The 18385-nt window shown below is 66.2% G+C and carries 16 protein-coding genes; 4 read left to right on the forward strand and 12 right to left on the reverse strand.

Annotation, left to right across the window (positions count from 1 at the left end):
• Positions 1-4: 4 nt before the first annotated feature.
• From ACXAJT_RS19410 to ACXAJT_RS19440, 7 genes are all read right to left on the reverse strand, one after another.
• On the reverse strand, positions 5-1192 hold the full coding sequence (locus tag ACXAJT_RS19410) for an efflux RND transporter periplasmic adaptor subunit (RefSeq protein WP_475237721.1): 1188 nt from the start codon (positions 1190-1192) through the stop codon (positions 5-7).
• Positions 1193-1408: 216 nt separating this feature from the next.
• The gene (gene ggt / locus ACXAJT_RS19415; protein WP_475237723.1) at positions 1409-2998 is read right to left on the reverse strand and encodes a gamma-glutamyltransferase; all 1590 of its coding nucleotides are present in this window, start codon (positions 2996-2998) and stop codon (positions 1409-1411) included.
• Between the two features lie 75 nt (positions 2999-3073).
• Positions 3074-4090 carry an ABC transporter ATP-binding protein gene (locus ACXAJT_RS19420; RefSeq protein ID WP_475237725.1) on the reverse strand — a complete coding sequence of 339 codons (1017 nt, stop codon included), beginning with the start codon at positions 4088-4090 and terminating at the stop codon, positions 3074-3076.
• Entirely contained in the window at positions 4087-5067 is a 981-nt protein-coding gene (locus ACXAJT_RS19425; RefSeq protein ID WP_475237727.1) for an ABC transporter ATP-binding protein, read from the reverse strand. The genes ACXAJT_RS19420 and ACXAJT_RS19425 overlap by 4 nt, the downstream gene beginning before the upstream one ends.
• Positions 5064-5987: an ABC transporter permease gene (locus tag ACXAJT_RS19430; protein WP_475237729.1), complete on the reverse strand. Its 924-nt coding sequence runs from the start codon at positions 5985-5987 to the stop codon at positions 5064-5066. Before ACXAJT_RS19430 ends, ACXAJT_RS19425 begins: the two co-directional genes overlap by 4 nt.
• Positions 5984-6937: an ABC transporter permease gene (locus ACXAJT_RS19435; protein WP_475237731.1), complete on the reverse strand. Its 954-nt coding sequence runs from the start codon at positions 6935-6937 to the stop codon at positions 5984-5986. The genes ACXAJT_RS19430 and ACXAJT_RS19435 overlap by 4 nt, the downstream gene beginning before the upstream one ends.
• The gene (locus tag ACXAJT_RS19440; protein ID WP_475237733.1) at positions 6937-8544 is read right to left on the reverse strand and encodes an ABC transporter substrate-binding protein; all 1608 of its coding nucleotides are present in this window, start codon (positions 8542-8544) and stop codon (positions 6937-6939) included. Before ACXAJT_RS19440 ends, ACXAJT_RS19435 begins: the two co-directional genes overlap by 1 nt.
• Positions 8545-8762: 218 nt before the next feature.
• Between ACXAJT_RS19440 and ACXAJT_RS19445 the strand changes: the two genes are divergently transcribed.
• The 4 genes from ACXAJT_RS19445 to ACXAJT_RS19460 all read left to right on the forward strand — a co-directional run bounded on the left by ACXAJT_RS19445 (position 8763) and on the right by ACXAJT_RS19460 (position 11762).
• Positions 8763-9407: a GntR family transcriptional regulator gene (locus ACXAJT_RS19445; RefSeq protein WP_475237735.1), complete on the forward strand. Its 645-nt coding sequence runs from the start codon at positions 8763-8765 to the stop codon at positions 9405-9407.
• Positions 9408-9483: 76 nt separating this feature from the next.
• Entirely contained in the window at positions 9484-10497 is a 1014-nt protein-coding gene (locus ACXAJT_RS19450; RefSeq protein WP_475237737.1) for a methyltransferase, read from the forward strand.
• Between the two features lie 75 nt (positions 10498-10572).
• The gene (locus ACXAJT_RS19455; RefSeq protein WP_475237740.1) at positions 10573-11172 is read left to right on the forward strand and encodes a HupE/UreJ family protein; all 600 of its coding nucleotides are present in this window, start codon (positions 10573-10575) and stop codon (positions 11170-11172) included.
• Positions 11169-11762, forward strand: coding sequence for a hypothetical protein (locus tag ACXAJT_RS19460; RefSeq protein WP_475237742.1), 594 nt, complete (start codon positions 11169-11171; stop codon positions 11760-11762). The genes ACXAJT_RS19455 and ACXAJT_RS19460 overlap by 4 nt, the downstream gene beginning before the upstream one ends.
• 69 nt (positions 11763-11831) lie before the next feature.
• On the opposite strand, the gene ACXAJT_RS19465 is transcribed toward ACXAJT_RS19460, so the two are convergent.
• From ACXAJT_RS19465 to ACXAJT_RS19485, 5 genes are all read right to left on the reverse strand, one after another.
• Positions 11832-12224 carry a response regulator gene (locus ACXAJT_RS19465; RefSeq protein ID WP_475237744.1) on the reverse strand — a complete coding sequence of 131 codons (393 nt, stop codon included), beginning with the start codon at positions 12222-12224 and terminating at the stop codon, positions 11832-11834.
• A complete protein-coding gene (locus ACXAJT_RS19470) occupies positions 12205-15651 on the reverse strand; it encodes a chemotaxis protein CheB (RefSeq protein ID WP_475237746.1) in 3447 nt (1148 codons plus the stop codon). Before ACXAJT_RS19470 ends, ACXAJT_RS19465 begins: the two co-directional genes overlap by 20 nt.
• Before the next feature lie 21 nt (positions 15652-15672).
• Positions 15673-16221, reverse strand: a complete 549-nt coding sequence (locus ACXAJT_RS19475; protein WP_475237748.1) for a PAS domain-containing protein — start codon at positions 16219-16221, stop codon at positions 15673-15675.
• Between the two features lie 124 nt (positions 16222-16345).
• Complete coding sequence (locus ACXAJT_RS19480) at positions 16346-17176, reverse strand: HTD2 family dehydratase (protein WP_475237750.1); 831 nt, start codon at positions 17174-17176, stop codon at positions 16346-16348.
• A 111-nt stretch (positions 17177-17287) separates the two neighbouring features.
• Positions 17288-18049 (reverse strand): class II aldolase/adducin family protein, encoded by a 762-nt coding sequence (locus tag ACXAJT_RS19485; protein WP_475237757.1) that lies wholly within the window; start codon positions 18047-18049, stop codon positions 17288-17290.
• Positions 18050-18385 lie beyond the last annotated feature (336 nt).

The following is an 18385-nucleotide window of genomic DNA, read 5'->3' on the forward strand; positions in this document are numbered from 1 at the left end:
CGCCTCAGAAGCCCATCATCCGCGGGCCGCCGCGCCCGCCGGGACTAAGGCCTCCGGAGCCGGCGGCAGCGGGCGCGGCACCGATGACCTGCTCGCCCGGTTCGAGCCCCGACAGCACCTGAAACCGCGCGGCGTCTTTCATGCCGATCTCGATTGCGCGTGGTTCGGATTGGCCATCGGTGCCCAGCACCTCGACCACTGTGCGCCCGTCCGGGCCTTCCACGGGCAGCAGCGCCAGCGGCAGCACCGGCACATCCTCGGCGCGGCTGAGGTAGATGGTGACATCCGCCGACATGCCGATGCGCAGCAGGCGGTCGGCGTTGTCCACGGTGAAGCGGGCGTTGTAGTAGATCGCGCTGTCGGTATCGATCTCGTCGTCATCCTCAATCGACGATGGCGCAGGTTCGACGGACGCCAGATCGGCGCGGTAGCTGAGGTCGGGCGCGCCGAGCAGGGTGAACGCCACCTCCTGACCGGCCTTCACGTTGACCACGTCGGCCTCGGAGATCTCGGCCTTCACCTCCATCCGGTCCAGTTGCGCCACCTTGACGATGGTCGGCGCTTCCTGCGCGGCATTGACCGTGGTGCCCTCGCCGTTGACCACCGCCACGACGGTGCCACTCATGGGCGCTGTGATGCGGGTGCGCTCCAGATCCAGCTCGGCGGTCGAAACTTCGATCTCGGCCCGCGCCTGCTGCGCACTCAGCGATTGCAGGTTGGCTCGGTTCATCGCCAGCGTCGCCTCGGCGGCCTCAAGATCAGAGGTGGCCGAAAGCCGCTTGGAATTCAGCCCTTGCTGCCGCTCGAGATCGAGCTCGGACTGCCGTATCTCGGCCTTCTTGGCCTCGATTTCCGCTTCGATCTGCGCCAGATCGGCCTTGGCCTGTGCCACCGCGTTCTGCTGTTCGAGCGAGTCGATGCGGGCGATGAGATCGCCCTGCGCCACCTCGTCGCCGACCGCGACCGCCAGTTTCTCGATCAGCCCCGAGGTACGCGCCCCGACCGACACGAGGTTCTGCGCTTCGATCAGGCCGGTGGCCAGCACGGTGCGTTCGACCGTGCCGCGGGTCACCGCCACGGTTTGCGGCGCGCTTTCGGTGGGCGCGGCGCTATGGTCCAGATAGGCCCAGCCCGCGCCGGCCCCTACAAGAGCGAGAAGGGCGGTGATCGCGGCGGTTTTGCGCAAACTCATGGGCGGCTCCGAATTGCTTCCAGAGGGTTACACGGAGGATGTCTCGGGTTCCGTCGCAGAAAATTCACGCGCAGAAAAAAGCCGAGACGGAGCCGCGAAACGAAAAGAGGCGCCCGGTCTGCGGGCGCCTCGTAGACTGGCGTTCAGGTATGGCCGGAGCGGCTGGGTTCAATGCCCGCCTGCGCCCCTTGCCTGCATGGCTGCCCTGCGATGGTGTCAGAAGCCGAGCGCCATGCCGTCCTTGCGGCTGTCCGAGCCGCCCGAAAGAAGGCCGGTCTCTTCGCTGACGCGGATCGCCTGACTTCCGCCAATGGGGCTGTCCATCACCTTGAGCTTGTGGCCGCGCGCTTCGAGTTCGGCGCGCGCCTCGGGCGACACGCTCGGCTCGATCTGCAACTCGCCGCCGAAGGCGAAGCTGCGCGGCGCGTCCATCGCCGCCTGCAGGTCCAGCCCGAGGTCCAGAACGCCCGACAGGAAGGCCGCGTGGCCCGCTGCCTGATACTGCCCGCCCATCACGCCGAAGGGCATGACCGCCTCGCCGTCCTTGCACAGCATGCCGGGGATGATGGTGTGCATCGGGCGCTTGTGCGGTGCGATGGCGTTGGGGTGCCCCTCGATCAGCCGGAACGATGCGCCGCGCGAGTGGAACAGCACGCCGGTTTCGGGGTCGAGCCGGGTCGAGCCGAAGCCGTGGAAGATCGAGTTGATGAAGGAGAGCGCGTTGCCCTCGGCATCGACCACCGAAAGGTAGATCGTGTCCTTGTGCTCGGGCTCGTCCCATAGCGCGGGCGGCATGGCGCGGGTCATGTCGATGCGTGCAGCGAGCCTGTCGACCACCTCGTCCGACAGCAGGGTCTCGACCACGCCGGGACAGCTTTCGGGGTCGCCGATCAGTTCGTCGCGATGGTGGTAGGCCATCTTGGTCGCCTCGGCGTGCAGGTGGATGCGGTCGGCTTCCGACATCTCGGCGGCCATGTCGAACTTCGACAGGATGCGCAGGATCAGCAGCGCGGCAAGCCCTTGGCCGTTGGGCGGGCATTCGACAACGTCGTAGCCGCCATAGGGCGCCGAGATCGGATCGGTCCAGAACGCCTGATCGGTGCCCGCGTGAAAGTCCTCTTCCGTGTGCAGCCCGCCCAGCGATTGCAGATGCGCTGTCATCTTCGCGGCGGTCTCACCCTGATAGAATCCCGCCGCGCCTTTTTCGGCGATCTCGCGCAGGCGCACGGCCAGCAGCGGCTGCGCATGGCGCTCGCCCGCCACCGGGGCGCGACCGCCGGGCAGAAAGACCTTGGCTGCATGCTCGTCCTTGCCGACCAGTTCGGCAGTCTCGGCCCAGTCCTGCGCCACGCGCGGGGTCACCGCATAGCCGTTCTCCGCATATCCGATGGCGCGCGCGAAGAGTTTCGCCAGCGGCAGCGAGCCATGGTCTTCATGCAGGCGGCACCACGCAGAGATCGCGCCGGGGATGGTCACCGAATGCGGGCTGGTCTGCGGGATCTCGTCGGTCAGCCCCGCGTCCTTCAAAGCCGCAACACTGGCCGCGGCAGGCGCGCGGCCTGAGCCGTTGAGCGCCTTCACCGCGCCGCCCTTCGGCGCGTAAAGCGCGAAGCAGTCGCCGCCGATGCCGGTCATCAGCGGATCGACCACGCATTGCACCGCCACGGCGGCAATGGCCGCGTCGACGGCGTTGCCGCCCGCCGAAAGAACCTCGAGGCCCGCCGCCGTCGACAGCGGATGCGAGGTGGCGATCATCGCCTTCGAGGCCAGCGTGCTGGGGCGTCGGGCGGAGAAGAAGTCAAACATGCGTGGTCGTCCTGTGGGTCATAAAAAGTGCCGAGTGTCTTTTCCGTGAGTGATGGCGGTCTCGGCGGAGTCTCGTCAAGTCTGTGATGGGGTGAGCGGGTGCAGACAGGCCACCGCGCGACCGGTGCCAAGCCGCCCGAGTTGTGGGTCGCGCGCGCGGCAATCCTCCCGCGCCATCGGGCAGCGGGTGGAAAACCGGCAGCCCTTGGGCAGATCGAGCGGGCTTGGGATCTCGCCCGGCAGCGGCTCGGGGATCGGCTCGAAGAAGCGCGGCGCGGCGCCGCGCAGCGCGGCGGCATAGGGGTGCGCCGGGGCGTTCAGCACGGCGTCGGTGGGGCCGGTTTCGACGATCCGGCCCAGATACATGATGGCGATCTGCTCGCACAGGTAGCTGGCAACGCCCAGATCATGGGTGATGAAGACTAGCGTCAGCCCCATCTCCTGCTGCAGCTTGCGCAGCAGGGTCAGCAGCTGCGCCTGCGTCGAGACATCAAGCCCCGAGACCGCCTCGTCGGCGACCAGCACCGAGGGCTCGGAGGCCAGCGCGCGGGCGATGGCGACGCGGCGCACCTGTCCGCCGGAAAGCGCGGCGGGATAGCGTTTGGCGGCGTCGGCGGGAAGGCCGACGCGCTCCAGCAGTTCAGCCACCCGCGCCTCTTCCAGCGCCTTGGGCACGATGCCGAAATGGCGCAAGGGCTCTGCGATCAGCGCGCCGATGGTCATTCGTGGATCGAGCGAGCCGCGCGCGTCCTGATAGACCATGGCCACGTCACGAGCGAAGCCCGGCCCTTCGGCCCGCACTTCGCGGATCGGGCGACCGTGGTAAAGCGCGCGTCCGCCGCTGGGTGCGTCGAGCCCCAGCAGCACGCGCAGCAGGGTCGACTTGCCCGAGCCGCTTTCCCCCACGAGCGCGATCGACGCGCCTTTCTCGACGCTCAGACGCACGCCATCGAGCGCGCGCAGTCCCACCTTCTCGCGGGTGAAGCGGCGGCCCGGCGGGCGGACCTGAAAGACCTTCTCGACCTCGATCAACTCGAAGACGGGCGCGGTGCGGGCCGGGGCGGTGCCGGTTGTGGCGGTATCGAGCATCATTCCGGGTTCCAGCAGGCAAAGAGATGGTCACGCGCGCCGCTGCGCGCCGGATCGGCGGGGGTCAGCGGCGGCGCCTCTCCGGCGCATTTCGCCAGCGCGCGCGGGCAGCGGGTGGCGAAACGGCAGCCGGCGGGCATCTGGTCATGCGAGGGCACGGTGCCCTCGGGGGCCACCAGATCCTTGCGCCCGATTTCCAGAACGCAGCTTTCCAACTGGCGCGTGTAGGGGTGGCGGTGGCGCTTCAGCACCTCCTCTGCGGGGCCGGATTCCACCACCTGCCCGGCGTAGAGCACCACGATCCGGTCGCAGGACTGGCTCGCCAGCGCCAGATCATGCAGCACGAAGATGCAACTGGCACCGCGCGCGCGGGTGAGTTGCAGGATCAGCCGGATAATCTGCGCCTGAATGGTCACGTCGAGCGCTGACGTCGGCTCGTCGGCCAGCAGCAGGTCGGGGTTGCAGGCCAGCGCGATGGCCACCATCACCCGCTGCTGCATCCCGCCCGAAAGCTGATGCGGGAAAGCCGAGAGCCGCGCCTCGGCGTCGTTGATGCCGACTTGGGTGAAAAGCTCGATGGCGCGGCTGCGGGCCTCGCTGCGCGAGAGACCGAGGTTGCGGCGCAGCGTGGTGATCAACTGGCGGCCCACGGTGTAGGCCGGATTCAAAGCCGCGCCGGCGTCCTGAAAGATCATCGACAGGCGCTGGCCGCGCAGCTTCACCATCTGGCGCGGCCGCAGCGACAGCAGATCGCCCGCGCCTTCAAAATCCGCCGTACCCTCCACATCGGCCCCATCCAGCAGCTGCATGAGCGCGGTGGCGATGGTCGATTTGCCGGCGCCGCTCTCGCCGACCAGAGCCAGCGTCTCGCCCTTCGCCAGCGTCAGGCTGACGCGATCGAGGATCTTCGCCGGGCCGCGGTGCACGGTCAGGTCCGAGACGCGCAGCAGCGCCTCGGCATCTATCTGCTGCAGCATCATGCGCCCCTCCGGCTTTTGGGGTCGTATTCCTCGCGGATACCATCGCCGACGATCGACAGGGCGATCAGCAGCAGCGCCAGCGCAAAGCCGGGCATCGCCGACATCCACGGTGCAAAGCTGACGAAATCGCGCCCCTCGGCGATCATCAGCCCCCAGTCGGGGGTGGGGGGTGTCACACCGATTCCAAGGAAGGACAGCGAGGACGACACGAGGATGGCCTCAGAGATGCGGATCGTCACCTGCACCGCCAGCGGAAAGATCACGTTGGGCAGGATGTGGCGGCGGATCACCTGCAGCGAGGGGATCGACATCAGGTGCGCCGCCTCGACAAAGCCCTGCACCTTTACCTGCATGACGTCGGCGCGGACGGTGCGCGAGAACGGCCCGATCATGGAAAGCCCCACAGCGATCACCACTTTGTCGACGCCCTGCCCGAGAATGGCGATGAACGCGACGGCGAGGATCAGCGAGGGCAGCGCGAGGATGGAATCGATGAGCCGCATCAGCGCCCATTCCACCCAGCCGCCCGACAGCCCGGCGGCAAGGCCGATCACCAGCCCGCCCGCGGCGCCGATCAGCACCGAGAAGATGCCGATGATCAGCGCATAACGCGCGCCGTAGATCACCCGCGACAGGATGTCCTGACCATAGCTGTCGGTGCCCAGCGGATGCGCGCCGCTGGGCGGCTGCATCATCGCCTCCATCGATTGCATGACCGGATCATAGGGCGCCACATAGGGCGCGAAGACGGCGGCCAGCACATAGCCAAGCGCCACGATCAGCGCCACGGTGAAGAACGGGCGGCGCAGGAAGATCGAGCGCCGGGCGCGGGCCGCCTTGGCGGCACGGGGTTGGCCGGGCTGCGGCCCGCCGGGCGGCAGCGTTGCGGGGGCCGGGGGATTGGTGGCCTCTGCGCTCATTTGCGGTCTCTCAGTCTTGGGTCGAGGATCGGGTAGGACAGGTCGACCAGCAGGTTGACCCCGATGAACAGAAAGGCGGTCATCATCACGCCGGCCTGCACCACCATGTATTCGCGTCCCAGCACCGCCGAGGTCAGCATCTGGCCGATGCCCGGCAGGTTGAACACGGTCTCGGTCAGCACGGTGCCTTGCAGCAGCGTGCCTAGTTGCAGGCCGAGGATAGTGACCAGCGGCATGGCGATGTTGCGCACGCCATGCACCCAGATCACCCGCCAGCTTGGCTCGCCGCGGGCGCGGGCGGCGGCGATATAGGGCTGGTCGAGCACTTCGATCAGCGTCGCGCGGGTGAGGCGCGTGATCATCGCGATGAAATAGGTCGACAGCGTCAGCCCCGGCAGGATCATGTGATAGATGCCGCCCCAGAAATCTTGCCAGGGCGAGACGTATCCCATCACCGGGAACAGCCCCAGTTTCACGCCGAAGAACCAGATCAGCAGGATGCCCAGCAGGAACGACGGAAACGCGGTGCCGGTCAGCGCAAAGACCGCCGAGCCCGCATCGAAGGCGGTGTCTTTCTTCACCGCCGACAGCACCCCCAGCGGCACGCCGATCAGCACCGCGAAGGCCAGCGAGAAACTGGCCAGCGTCAGCGTCACCGGCAGCGCCTCTTTGAAGGCGTAGGTGAAGATGTCGGTGCGGGCGACAAAGGAGGTGCCCCAGTCGCCCTGCACGAAGTTCAAAGCCCAGTCGGCGTATTGCGCCAGAAAGGGCCGGTCCAGACCCATTTCGGCCGTCAGCGACTCGTAGGCCTCTTGCGAGTATTCCGAGCCGAGCATGATTTGCACCGGGTCGCCCGGCGCCAGCTTCAGTAGTCCGAAGGTGGCCACCGAGACGATGAACAGCACAACAAGCGTCTGCCCGATCTTTCCGAGAGTCTGGACCAGCAGCATCAGGCGAGGCTGACCGTATGCAGGTTCACGAGGTCGGCAGGGATGTAGTTGAAGCCCTGCACCTTGTCCGAGAACACCTTGTAGATCGGCATATGCGCCATGATCCCGATCGGCGCCTCGTCCATCAGCAGGTCTTCGGCTGCGTGGTAGAGCTTGGCGCGCTCCGAGGACTCGAGGATCACCTGAGCCTGTTTGCACAGATCGTCGAACTCGGTGTTTTCCCAGCCGCAGAAGTTCCACGCCCCGTCCGATTTGAACTCGGGGTAGATGGCTTCGTCGGGGTCGAGGTCGGCCACCCACTCGAAATCGTAGAGGTCGAAATCGCCTTCGTTGCGGCGTTTGACCCATGCGGCGGGTTCGATCAGTTCAAGGTTCACCTTGATGCCGATCTCGGCCAGCATCGGCGCCACGGTCTGCGCCACGCGGGTGCCGACCGGGCCACGCTCGGCCATCATGTAGGTGACTTCGATCTCGTCCTGATTTTCCGCCATGGCGCGGAATTCCTTGGCCTTCTCCAGATCGAACCACTGGCCGCGGCCCGAGGTCGCGATGTCGGGGTCGAAGAAGTCGGTCATCGGCGGCGAGATCGGGGTGTAGGCCTGCTGGGCGCGTCCGAAATAGGCCTGTTTCACCAGCGTCTCGCGGTCCAGCGCCCACGCGACGGCGCGGCGCAGGTTGATGTCGGTGAACGGGCCCTTTTTGCAGTTCATGCCGACGAAGGTGTAGTTGCCTTCGATCTCGCCGTAGAGCGTTGCCTTGGGGAAGGCATCGACCTGATCCACCAGTTGCATCGGGCAGTCGGTCATGCCGTCGATCTGGCCCGACATCAGCGCGGCGAGCGCGGTGGAGGCTTCGTTCATCAGCACGAAGGTGACGCGCTCGAGCTTCGGCAGACCTTCCTCGAAATACTCGGTGTTGGCCTCCAGTTCGATGGCGTCGTTCTCGCGCCACGACACGAATTTGAACGGGCCGGTGCCGACCGGGTTGCGGCCGTAATCGGTGCCGTATTTCTCCACGGCGGCGGGGCTGACGATGGTGCCCGCGCGGCCCGTGGAGCCGTTCAGCGCCACCGGCAGGAAGGCATAGGGCTGCGAGAAATGCAGCTTCAGCGTCAGGTCATCGACGATCTCGATCTCGTCGAGCAGTTCCAGCTTCCATGCGTGCGGCGACGTCGGCTCGCCCTCTTTCACGCGCAGCAGCGAGAATTTCACCGCTTCGGCGTCACAGGGGGTGCCGTCGTGGAACATCACGCCTTCGCGCAGTTTGAAGACGTGGGTCTTGTCGTCTTCAAGGTCCCATGTTTCGGCCAGATCGGGCTCGAAGGTCACCTGCTCGCCGTCGTAGGCGATCTTCAGCAGGCCGTTGTGGATGTTGTTGATGATCTGGATCGCCGACAGGAAGCCGGTGAAATGCGGATCAAGCGTGTCGATCACCTTGACCGAGGCGATCTTCAGATGGCCGCTCTGCTGCGCGCGCGCGATGGCCGGGAAGCTGCCGGCGCTGGTGGCGGCGACGATGCCGGCCCCGAGACCCTTGAGGACCGCCCGGCGGCCGAAGCGGGCCGAGAGGCGCTCGGCGAGCACTTTCTTGTGGTCGACTTGCGTCATGTCTTGTCTCTCCTGTTGGCATGGTCTCCTCCCATGTCCGGACGAGTGCAGAGGGCCGAGTCTCTCCGGTTGTCCCGGTTTTCTTGGCGATCAGCCCAATTGGACGGCATTTTTTCTGTTTCCTCCGGTACCGACCTGTCGTCACGTGGTTTCAGGTTGCGCAGACATGTATACATTAACAAGATAAAAGTGTTCATTTTGACGAAGGCGCGCGGCTGGTGATTATTCGGACGGCAGAAAGCATTTTCGACACGCTTGTGGACCGCATCGTGGCGGGAAGGATGCAGCCCGGTGAGCCGCTGGCCGAGCAGGCGCTGGCCGAACAGTTCGGCGTGTCGCGCACGCCGGTGCGCGAGGCGCTGCACCGGCTCGAACAGGCCAATCTGGCAGAGCGCGGCGCGCGCCGCGCCTTTGTGGTGCGGCAGATGAAGGCCAGCGATCTGGCAGAGCTTTTTGAGGCGGTGGGCGAGGTGGAAAGCGTGCTGGCGGCGCTGGCAGCGCACCGGATGACCGAGATCGAGCGCCAGCACATGCAGGCCATCCTCGAAGAAGGTAAAAGCTGCGGCGACGACGCCGAACGCTACAGCGTGATCAACGCGCGCTTTCACGCCACGCTCAAGACCGGGGCACGCAATGCCGCGCTCTCGTCGGTGCTGGACGAGCTGAACCTGCGTACGCAAGCGTGGCGGACGGCGAACTTCCACGTCGATACGTCGCGCCTCGACAGCTCGCGCGCCGAACATGACGCCATCGCGCAGGCAATCCTCGGACAAGACGCCGAGTCCGCGCGCAGCCTCATGCGCAGCCATGTCGCGGCCTCCTATATTGTGCTCGCCGACATCCTCTCGCGCCGCGACCTCTGAGCGCGTCCCCCGGCTTTTCCTGTCTTTCGAAGGCGCCGCTTGCTAGGTCTTGAGGGTCAACGGAGAGGGAGAGTGCATGCCATTGCTCAACGAAGCACACGAAATATCCGACATCGCCTTCGGCTTCATGGGGTCAAAAGCGCTGTTCGCGGCGCTGGAGTTCGGCCTGTTCGACGCGCTGGCCGAAGGGCCGCGCAGCGCCGAAGAGATCGGCGCTGCCTGCGATCTGCATCCCGAACGCGCCCGCACCCTGCTCACCGCGCTGAGCGGGCTGGGCGTGGTCTCGGTCGAGGAGGATCGCTTCACCAATTCCCCCGCCGCCGCCGCCTTTTTGGTGAAAGGCGAGAAATACGACTTCAGCGATTACCTGCGCCTACAAGTCGGACGCCAGATGTATCCGCTGATGAGCCAGCTGGAGCCGGCGCTGAAGGATGAACTGCCCGACGGGGTCACAGGGTCTTACGCGCAATGGTTCTCCGATCCCGAAGAGGCGCGGCTCTACTCCGACAGCCAGCACGCGGGATCGCTTGGCCCGGCTGGGGTGCTGGCGCGGCGGCTCGATCTGTCGGGCGCGCGGCGGATGCTGGACGTGGGCGGCGGCACCGGGGCCTTCTCGATCACCTTCTGCAAGGCCTTTCCGCAGCTTCACTCCACCATCGTCGATTTTCCCAACGTCGTGGCGGTGGGGCGCGAAAAGGTCGCCGCGGCGGGCCTCGAGGAGCGCATCACCTACATGGAGGCCGACGCCACCAACCTCGACTGGCCCGAGGGACAGGACGTGGTTCTGATGTCCTACCTGCTGTCGGGCGTGCCCGCCGAGGCGCATGCGCCGCTTTTTGATGCCGCCTTGCGCGCCTTGCGCCCCGGCGGTACGCTGCTGGTGCATGATTTCGTCGTGCGCGGGGATCGCAGCGGCCCGCATCTCACCGCGCTGTGGCAGCTGCAGCACACCGCCTTCACGCCGCAGGCCGCCTCGCTCGACGCCGCCGGGCTGGCGCAGGCGCTGGAGCGCGCGGGCTTTGACGAGGTGACCGTCGGACCGATGATCCCCGAGATGACCATGCTCGCCCAAGCGCAGAAGCCAACGTAAATCACTCGCCTTTCGATTTTCGCCGTGGCAGTCTGAGGCCGGTCCGGCTATTTCGGGCGGGAAAGGATTTTTGCCATGCATTCCAAACAGATTTCCGCTGCCGCGGCGAGCTTCACCCTGCTAACCCTGCTGTCGGCGGCGCCCGCTCTGGCGCACGCTGGCGACGTCGCCGCGGGCGGGTTCCTCACCGGGTTCCTGCACCCGATCCTCGGCTGGGATCACGTGATCGCCATGGTCGCGGTGGGGCTTTGGGGCGCTTTCCTTGGTCAGCCTGCGATCTGGCTGCTGCCGGTGACTTTCCCATTGGTCATGGCGCTTGGCGGTATGCTGGGGGCTGCGGGCGTGCCGCTTCCGGGGATCGAGACCGGCATCGCCGCCTCGGGTGTGGTGATCGGCCTTGCCGTGCTCTTTGCCGCGCGTCCGCCGCTGACCGTGGCGGCGATCATCGTCGCGGTCTTCGCCGTCTTTCACGGACACGCCCATGGCACCGAAATGCCGGGCGCGGTGCATCCGTTGGCCTATGCGGGCGGCTTCGTCATCGGCACCGGGGTCCTGCATCTGGCCGGCATCGCCTTCGGGATGCTGACCCGCACGCGCGTCGGCACTTTCGCGGTGCGCGGCGCGGGCGGCGTGATCGCGGCCCTCGGGGCGGGGTTTCTGGTCGGCGCGCTGTGAGACGCGCGGCGGCGGCCCGGCGCGCCACATGCGCTGCGCCCGGGCTGCTGCTCCCGGGCGCGGCCTCGGCGCATAACGCCTTCGGCGATCTCGGCCCGTTCTATGGCGGGCTGCTGCATCCGCTGATGGCGCCCCAGCAGACACTGCTTCTGGCGGCGCTGGCGATCCTCATGGCGCGCCAGCCGGTGGCCAGCGTCCGGCTGGCCTTTCCGGCGCTTGTGTTGGCCGCAGCGGCAGAGATCGTGCTGCACCCGCTATGGCCGGGTGCACACCTTGGCTTGCAGGCGACGGCGCTGACCGGGCTGTTGCTGGGCGCGCTGGCACTTTGGGGCGTGCGGCTGCCGCGCGCCGCGATGGTGATTTTGGCGGCGGTGGTGGGGGCGGTTGCCGCGCTTGCCGGGGATGCTGCGGAGCTGACCAGACAGGGGCTGCTTGCCGGACTTGGCGGAACGCTGGGGATCGCGGCCTTCAGCCTGCTGGCGTGGGGGCTTGCAGATGTGGCGCAGGCACGGCTCGGGCGCGTTGCCGGGGCGGTGCTAGCCTCTTGGGTGGTGGCGATGAGCGCCATGGCGGTGGTGCTGCCGGCCTGACGTGGCCTATGGCTCCGCCGGTGGGCGCGGCCTGTCACATAATCGGGGTCACGTGGGTGCGCCCGATGATCAGGCGGTGCCCGCCATTGCCGCCTTGTCGAGCGCGACGCGCAGGCCCGCCGGGTTCACCGGCTTGAGGCTGCAGCGCGCCTCCGGATAGCGCGCGGCGATTTCTTCTTCGTTGACGTGCCCGGACTGGAACACCAGCCCGACGCCCATTTCCTGCAGCTTGTCCGCCAGCGGATAAACCTCGCCGTCCTTCAGCCGCACGTCGAGCAGCGCCAGATCGGGGCGCAGCCCTTCTATCGCGGCAATGCCCTGCGCCACGCTGGGGTAGGGGCCGATCACCTCGTAGCCGAAATCCTCGAGGAGCATCTGCAGATCCATCGCGACGATCACCTCGTCCTCGCAGATCATCACCTTTCCCTTGGTCGGGGTCGTCTCACCGCTCATCGGGGACATATCGCAGTACCATCCTTCGTTCATGATCACCGTAGTCCACCGAGACCGTTCCGTTCAGCTGCACGGCCGAGAGCTGAACCAGCGTCGAGCCGAAGCCCTCGGCCCCGTTGTCAGGCTCAACACGGGTTTCATGGATTTCGTTCCATACCAACTCGACGGTTTTGTCGTGCTGTGCCCAGCTTACCTCAAGCCGACCCGGCACATGGCCCAGAACACCGTATTTGGCCGCATTGGTGGACCATTCGTGCAAGAGAAGCGACAGCGAGGTCAGTTCGTTGTTGGCCACGGGGATCTCGGGCCCGGAAATCGTCACCTCGGCATCACCCTGATAGGGCTCTATCGAGGCGCGGATCGCCTCTGCGAGCCCAAAGCGGCGGGCTCGTGAACTGCGTTGCGTCAGATCGTGCGAGCGCGCCAGCGCGTTGATCCGTGTCTGCACGCCCTCGACGAGATCGGGGATCGACTCCGCCCGGCGCCCGGCCATGCGCACCATGCTCGAGATGATCGAGAACATGTTCTTCACGCGGTGGTTCATCTCGCGCAGCATCATCTCGCGCACGTCCTTGGCGTCCTGCTCTTCGGTGACATCGAAGAGAACACCCAAGATCCGTTCGGCATTTTGCGTAGCGATGCGGCGCCCGACCACTTGGATCGAACGGGAGTGCGGCCCGTGCGACGCCAGCTTGATGATCGTGTCCAGCATCTCGCCGTCCGTCAGGGCCGTCTGCAGATCTGCCTCGACCGCGTCGCGCTGCTCGGGTGCGACGACGTTCAGCAGTTCGGTCACCGAAAGCTGCAGCGCGTCGATGCCAAGCATCCGCCGCCCGCTATCGTCGAGAATGAGCGTGCCGGCCTTCGGATCGCACTCCCAGACCGCAAGGCCAGAGACGTCGAGCGCCAGCCGCAGGCGCTCGCCCTCGTGCTTCAGCGCCGCCTCGAGCCGCAGCGAGTCCGTCACCTCGGTGAACACCAGCGTCGCCCCGTTCAGATCGCCGTCGCGGCTGCGGTAGGGCGTTATCACCAGCGACCACGTCCGCTCGGCCGAGCGGTCGGTGACCCGCATGTGGCGCACGTCGCCATCGCGCATCACCGCGCTGATGGTCGACAGCACCTCTTCGTTCTGGCGCAGGGTGCTGGTCACCTCGGTCAGCGGGCGCCCGCGGTCGGTGCCGCGGAACGGGTAGATTGATTGGATCGCGTCGGTGAAATTGCGGATCGCCATGCGCCGGTCGACCACCACCAGCGGCAGCGCCGTCGAGACGAAGAAGTTGGTCAGATCGGCGTTCGCCACCGACAGTTCGTCGACCTTGCTCTTGAGCTCGTCATTGACCGTCGACAGCTCTTCGTTGGTCGACTGCAGCTCCTCGTTCATCGACATCATTTCTTCGTTGGAGCTTTTCAGCTCCTCGTTCGCGGTCTCCAGCTCCTCGACGGTGGTGTGCAGGCGGGCGCGGGTGTCGCGCAGCTCGTGTTCAAGGCTCTGCACATGGCTGTCGGTGGGGTCGAGATCCTCGAACTCGTCGTCGTCCAGCGCTTCGAACCGGTCGCGGTCGCGGAACACCAGCAGGATGGTGCCATCTTCCAGCGGGTCGGCGATCAGGTCAAAGGACTGCTGGCCGAATTCCGAGCGCGCGGTCAGATCGCGCGAGATGGTTCGCTTCTTGCCGCGGCTGACCTGCCGCAGAATGGCCGACAGCGCCTCTCGCACCCCGGCACGCGCCAGCGAGGGCGCGAAGTTGTCGCTGTCCTGACCGGGCGTGACCTCGAGATATTTGCCCAGCTTGCCGGTCGAGCGCAGGATCTCGCCGCGCGGCGTCACGCGCAGCGTCGGCGGGGCATAGGCCGAGAGAATGCGCTCGGTCACATCGCTCTGGCCCCAGTCGAGCCGGGTCGGCGGTTCGGCATCGGCCTCGGCGTGACGCTTGCTCGAGGAAGGGTGGCGCTGCGGGCTGCGCAGATGCAGCGGGTATTCCGGGCGGCTGTTGTTGCGCTGGAAGATACGCGCGCTCTGGTCCAGCGGCTTGAAGATATGGTCGTAGCGCCCGACGGTCTCTGACGGGCCGAGGAACAGCGTCGCCCCCGGCTTCAGCGCATAATGGAAGATCGGCAGCGCCGAGGATTGCAACTGGTCGCCGAAGTAGATCAGCAGGTTGCGGCACGACAGCAGGTCGATGTTGGAAAACGGCGGATCGCGCACGATCGAATGCACCGAAAAGCGGATCATATCGCGGATCTTCGCCGAGATGCGGAACCGCCCGTCTAGCGCGATGGTGTAATTGTCGCGCATCGTCTCGGGAATATCGGCCAGCGCGGCCTGCGGGTAGGTCGCCTCACGCGCGATGCGCAGCATCTGCTCGTCGATGTCGGTGGCGAAAATCTGGATGTTGACGGTGCGCTGCTGCTGCCGCGCCTCGTCGGCAAACATCATGGCGATCGTATAGGCTTCCTCGCCGCTGGAACAGCCCGGCACCCAGACGCGGATCTCGTCGTCGTTGCCCGCGTCGGTGATCAGCGGTTTCACCGCCATCTCGCGCAGCTGGTCGAAATGCGCCGGGTCGCGGAAAAAGCGGGTGACGTTGATCAGCAGTTCGCGAAACAGCACCTCGCACTCGCGCGAGTCCGTCCGCACCCGCTTGAGATAGGCGCTGGCATCGGTCAGGTCGAGCACCTGAATGCGGCGCTGCACCCGGCGGATCAGCGTCGACTTCTTGTAGCCCGAGAAATCATGCCCGACGAAGTTGCGCACCACCGAGCAGATGTCTTCAAGATGGGCCTCGACGGTATTGGCCAGTTGCCGGTCGGCGGTATCCACCAGCGTATGCGCATAGAACTGTTCGATCGCTTCGACGATCTCGCCGGGGCGGCGGACGAAATCCACCAGCCCGGTGTTCTGCGCCGAGGTCGGCATGCCGTCGTATTTGGCGGTGTCCGGCTCCTGCACGAGGCACAGCCCGCCATGTTCCTTGATGGCGCGCAGCCCGGCGCTGCCGTCGGCGCCGGTGCCCGACAGGATCACGCAGGCGGCGAACCGGCCCTGATCCACCGCGAGGCTTTCGAAGAAATCGTCGATCGGCCGCCGCAACCCGCGCGGTTGCGCGAACTCGGTCAGGTTCAGCACGCCGTCCGACACCGACAGCCCGTGGCCGGGCGGGATGATATAGACATTGCCCACCTCGATCTTCTCGCCGCCCGAGGCCTGCCGCACGCGCAGTTCGGTATGGCGCGCCAGAAGCTCGGCCAGCAGGCTTTCGTGATTGGGGTCGAGGTGCTGGATCACCACATAGGCCAGATTGCTCTCGGCCCGCGCCTCGGTCAGCATCTCGCGGATCGCTTCGAGCCCGCCCGCAGAGGCGCCGATGCCGACGATGCACAGCCGCTCGCGGTCCTCGCGTGTCATCTCGCTCTGCTGGAGATCCTTGTCTTTCATCTGAGGTCCGCTCGCTGCCTGTTAGCGCCTGTCTTCGTCCAGTGACAGCTTTGCCATCATCGCGATCGAATCCGCAATCAATTGTGCAGATCCTACCATCGCGAGCCCGAACTCGCGACCGATCTGCTCCACATCGCTCATCACCCGGCGCAGGGTCTCATCATTGTCCGAAATGCCCGAGCGGCGCAGCGCGGTGGTCATGTCGAACTGCGAGGCGAGGATGAAGCGCGGCTCTTTGTTTTCGCCGAAAAGCCGGGTCATGAAGACGAAGTTGAGAAAGCTGCTGCAGTCCTTGCGATAGTTCAGGATCGGAAAGCGGCCGTTGTCCGGGCCCTCGCCCTGCACGAATTCACGCAGCGGTTTGCGGGTTTCCTCGGTGGTGTCCGGGCCTTGCAGGAACCGGCAGTTTTGCCCGACCGCCTCGTCGCTGGTGTAGCCGGTGAGCCTGCAGAACGCATCGTTCACCAGAATAAGCGGCGCGTCGGCCTCGGTCTGCGACACCGCGAGCGCGATGTTGGACTTCAAAAGATAGTCGCGAAGCGACCGGGGCAGGGTCTGTGTGGCTGTCATCTCGGCGTAAGGCTAAAGGTGGACACTCCGCAGAAGATGCATCTGGGCGCGCATAAGGCAAGGAAGATGATCGAAATTTGCCGGCACCCTCCGCATTCAGCAGCATAACGTGGCGGGCGCAGCGTCACCACCGCGCCGTCGCCTGCATGGCCAGCGGCCCGCTTTCGGCGGCGGTCCAAAGGCGCAGCCCGCCCCCCTCGGTACAGGCGTTGAGCGAGAACGCATGCGTGTCGAAGATCGGCGCTAGGCTGCGAAAGCTGAAATGCGCAGGGGGCGTGCCACGCAGGTCGGCGGCGAACTGCGCCAGCAGCGTGGCCTGCAGCGGCCCGTGCACGATCAGCCCGGGGTAGCCCTCCTCGCCGGTCACATAGGGGGCATCATAATGTATGCGGTGGCCGTTGAAACTCAGCGCCGAGTAGCGGAACAGCAGCACCGGGTCCGGCGGCAGCACCCGGCGCTCGGCCCCGGCAGGCGCCGGGGGCAGGGCGGGCGCGGCAGCGCCCCCGGCGTCTCGGTAAACGATCTCCTGTCGCTCGGTCACAAGGCGGCGCGCTTTGGCGCTGATATGATGTGTGACCGTGACAAAGCACAGCGCGCCGCTTCGGCCCCGCTTGAGGCGCACGTCTTCGATGACCGACCGGCGGGTGATTGTCTCACCGATGCGGGGCGCGGCGTGAAACTCAAAAGCCCCGCCCGCCCACATACGCCGGGGCAGGGGCACCGACGGCAGAAAGCCACCGCGGGCGGGATGCCCGTCGGGGCCAAGCTGCGCTCCGGGCACGGCGGGCTGGCACAGACATAGGTGAATGAGCAGGGGCGCGTCGGCGCCCTCCTCCAGTTCTCCGTCGCGATCAAACGTGGCGTTGAAACGCTGCACCTGCGCGGCGGTCAGCACCTCGGACTGTCGCTCTTCGCGGCCGATCCACTGGCGCAGCTGATCAAGGTCAAGGTCCATGCGCGCGATAGGATACCGCCACGGCGCATCTGTCCAGCGATGAGGGCGAGGCGGGCAAGCGACCGGCCCCGCCGCTCAGGCCCGGTATGAGGCCCGGTATCAGGCCCAATATCAGGCGCGGTAGTCGCTGCCCATGCCCTCGATTGAGCGCAGATGCGCCTGCCACTCAAGCTCGAGATCGCCGTCATCCTCGTTCATCTGCACGGTCTGCTCATAGACCCGGGTGGCGATCGCGTCGTCCACCAAACGCAACGGCTGACCGCTGGACGTGGCGGCGATCTGAATTTCGCAGGCGCGTTCAAGATAGAACATGTTGTTGAACATCTCGGCGGCGCTGCGGCCCGTCGCGATGAGCCCATGGTTGCGCAGCATCAGCACCGGGTGGTTCCCAAGGTCCGCGACGATGCGCTCGCGCTCTTCGAGGTCCAGCGCGATGCCCTCGAAATCGTGGTAGCCGATCCGATTGTGAAACTGCAGCGAGATCTGGTTGAGCGGCAGCAGCCCCTCTTCCATACAGGACACTGCCACACCCGCGCGCGTATGCGTGTGCATGATCCACGCGGCGTCGTGCCGGTTCATGTGCACCGCGGAATGAATGGTAAAGCCCGCCGGGTTCACCCGATGCGGGCTGCCATCCACCTTGTTGCCGTCGACGTCGATCTTCACCAGCGACGCGGCGGTGATCTCTCCCCAGCGCCAGCCATAGGGGTTGATCAGGAAATGCCCTTCCTCGCCCGGCACCCGGGCGGTGATGTGGGTGTAAATCAGATCGGTGAACTTATGCAGCGCGGCCAGCCGGTAGCAGGCGGCCAGATTTTCGCGGGTCTTTTTCTCTTCGGGGGACATCGTGGTCTTTCTTCGTCTGGTCCGGATATTCGCACAGATGCTCCCGGCAACGCGGGGGTCACTGCGGGCGCCGAAGTGGCGCGCGCCGCAGCAGGATGGGCGGCGCCGCACCCTGGCGCGTGGCGACGAAGCCGCGTTTGCGCGCCGGTCGCAAGATGTCTCTTTGGTTTGCACGCGCCCCCTGGCAGCTTTCTCGGCCCGCCGCCGTCTTTATAGGCCATGCGCGCGCCCTAGCGGGCCCGCGCCGCCATCTGCATGCGTTGTGCATAGACTGTGCATGCGATGTGCCCCCCGGATTCCCCCCTGACTCGGGTCGAGTCTTCCGCCGCTTTGCACCTCCTTGTTGATAAGTCTGTGGGCAGC

It is taken from the genome of Salipiger sp. ABF4_146, assembly GCF_056161345.1.

Bases quoted from the DNA above. Each gene is read 5' to 3' on its own strand.
- ACXAJT_RS19430 (WP_475237729.1), bottom strand. From the start codon at position 5,987: ATGAGCGCAGAGGCCACCAATCCCCCGGCCCCCGCAACGCTGCCGCCC.
- ACXAJT_RS19410 (WP_475237721.1), bottom strand. From the start codon at position 1,192: ATGAGTTTGCGCAAAACCGCCGCGATCACCGCCCTTCTCGCTCTTGTA.
- ACXAJT_RS19480 (WP_475237750.1), bottom strand. From the start codon at position 17,176: ATGGACCTTGACCTTGATCAGCTGCGCCAGTGGATCGGCCGCGAAGAG.
- ggt (WP_475237723.1), bottom strand. From the start codon at position 2,998: ATGTTTGACTTCTTCTCCGCCCGACGCCCCAGCACGCTGGCCTCGAAG.
- ACXAJT_RS19420 (WP_475237725.1), bottom strand. From the start codon at position 4,090: ATGATGCTCGATACCGCCACAACCGGCACCGCCCCGGCCCGCACCGCG.
- ACXAJT_RS19475 (WP_475237748.1), bottom strand. From the start codon at position 16,221: ATGACAGCCACACAGACCCTGCCCCGGTCGCTTCGCGACTATCTTTTG.
- ACXAJT_RS19450 (WP_475237737.1), top strand. From the start codon at position 9,484: ATGCCATTGCTCAACGAAGCACACGAAATATCCGACATCGCCTTCGGC.
- ACXAJT_RS19440 (WP_475237733.1), bottom strand. From the start codon at position 8,544: ATGACGCAAGTCGACCACAAGAAAGTGCTCGCCGAGCGCCTCTCGGCC.
- ACXAJT_RS19425 (WP_475237727.1), bottom strand. From the start codon at position 5,067: ATGATGCTGCAGCAGATAGATGCCGAGGCGCTGCTGCGCGTCTCGGAC.
- ACXAJT_RS19435 (WP_475237731.1), bottom strand. From the start codon at position 6,937: ATGCTGCTGGTCCAGACTCTCGGAAAGATCGGGCAGACGCTTGTTGTG.
- ACXAJT_RS19470 (WP_475237746.1), bottom strand. From the start codon at position 15,651: ATGAAAGACAAGGATCTCCAGCAGAGCGAGATGACACGCGAGGACCGC.
- ACXAJT_RS19465 (WP_475237744.1), bottom strand. From the start codon at position 12,224: ATGTCCCCGATGAGCGGTGAGACGACCCCGACCAAGGGAAAGGTGATG.
- ACXAJT_RS19455 (WP_475237740.1), top strand. From the start codon at position 10,573: ATGCATTCCAAACAGATTTCCGCTGCCGCGGCGAGCTTCACCCTGCTA.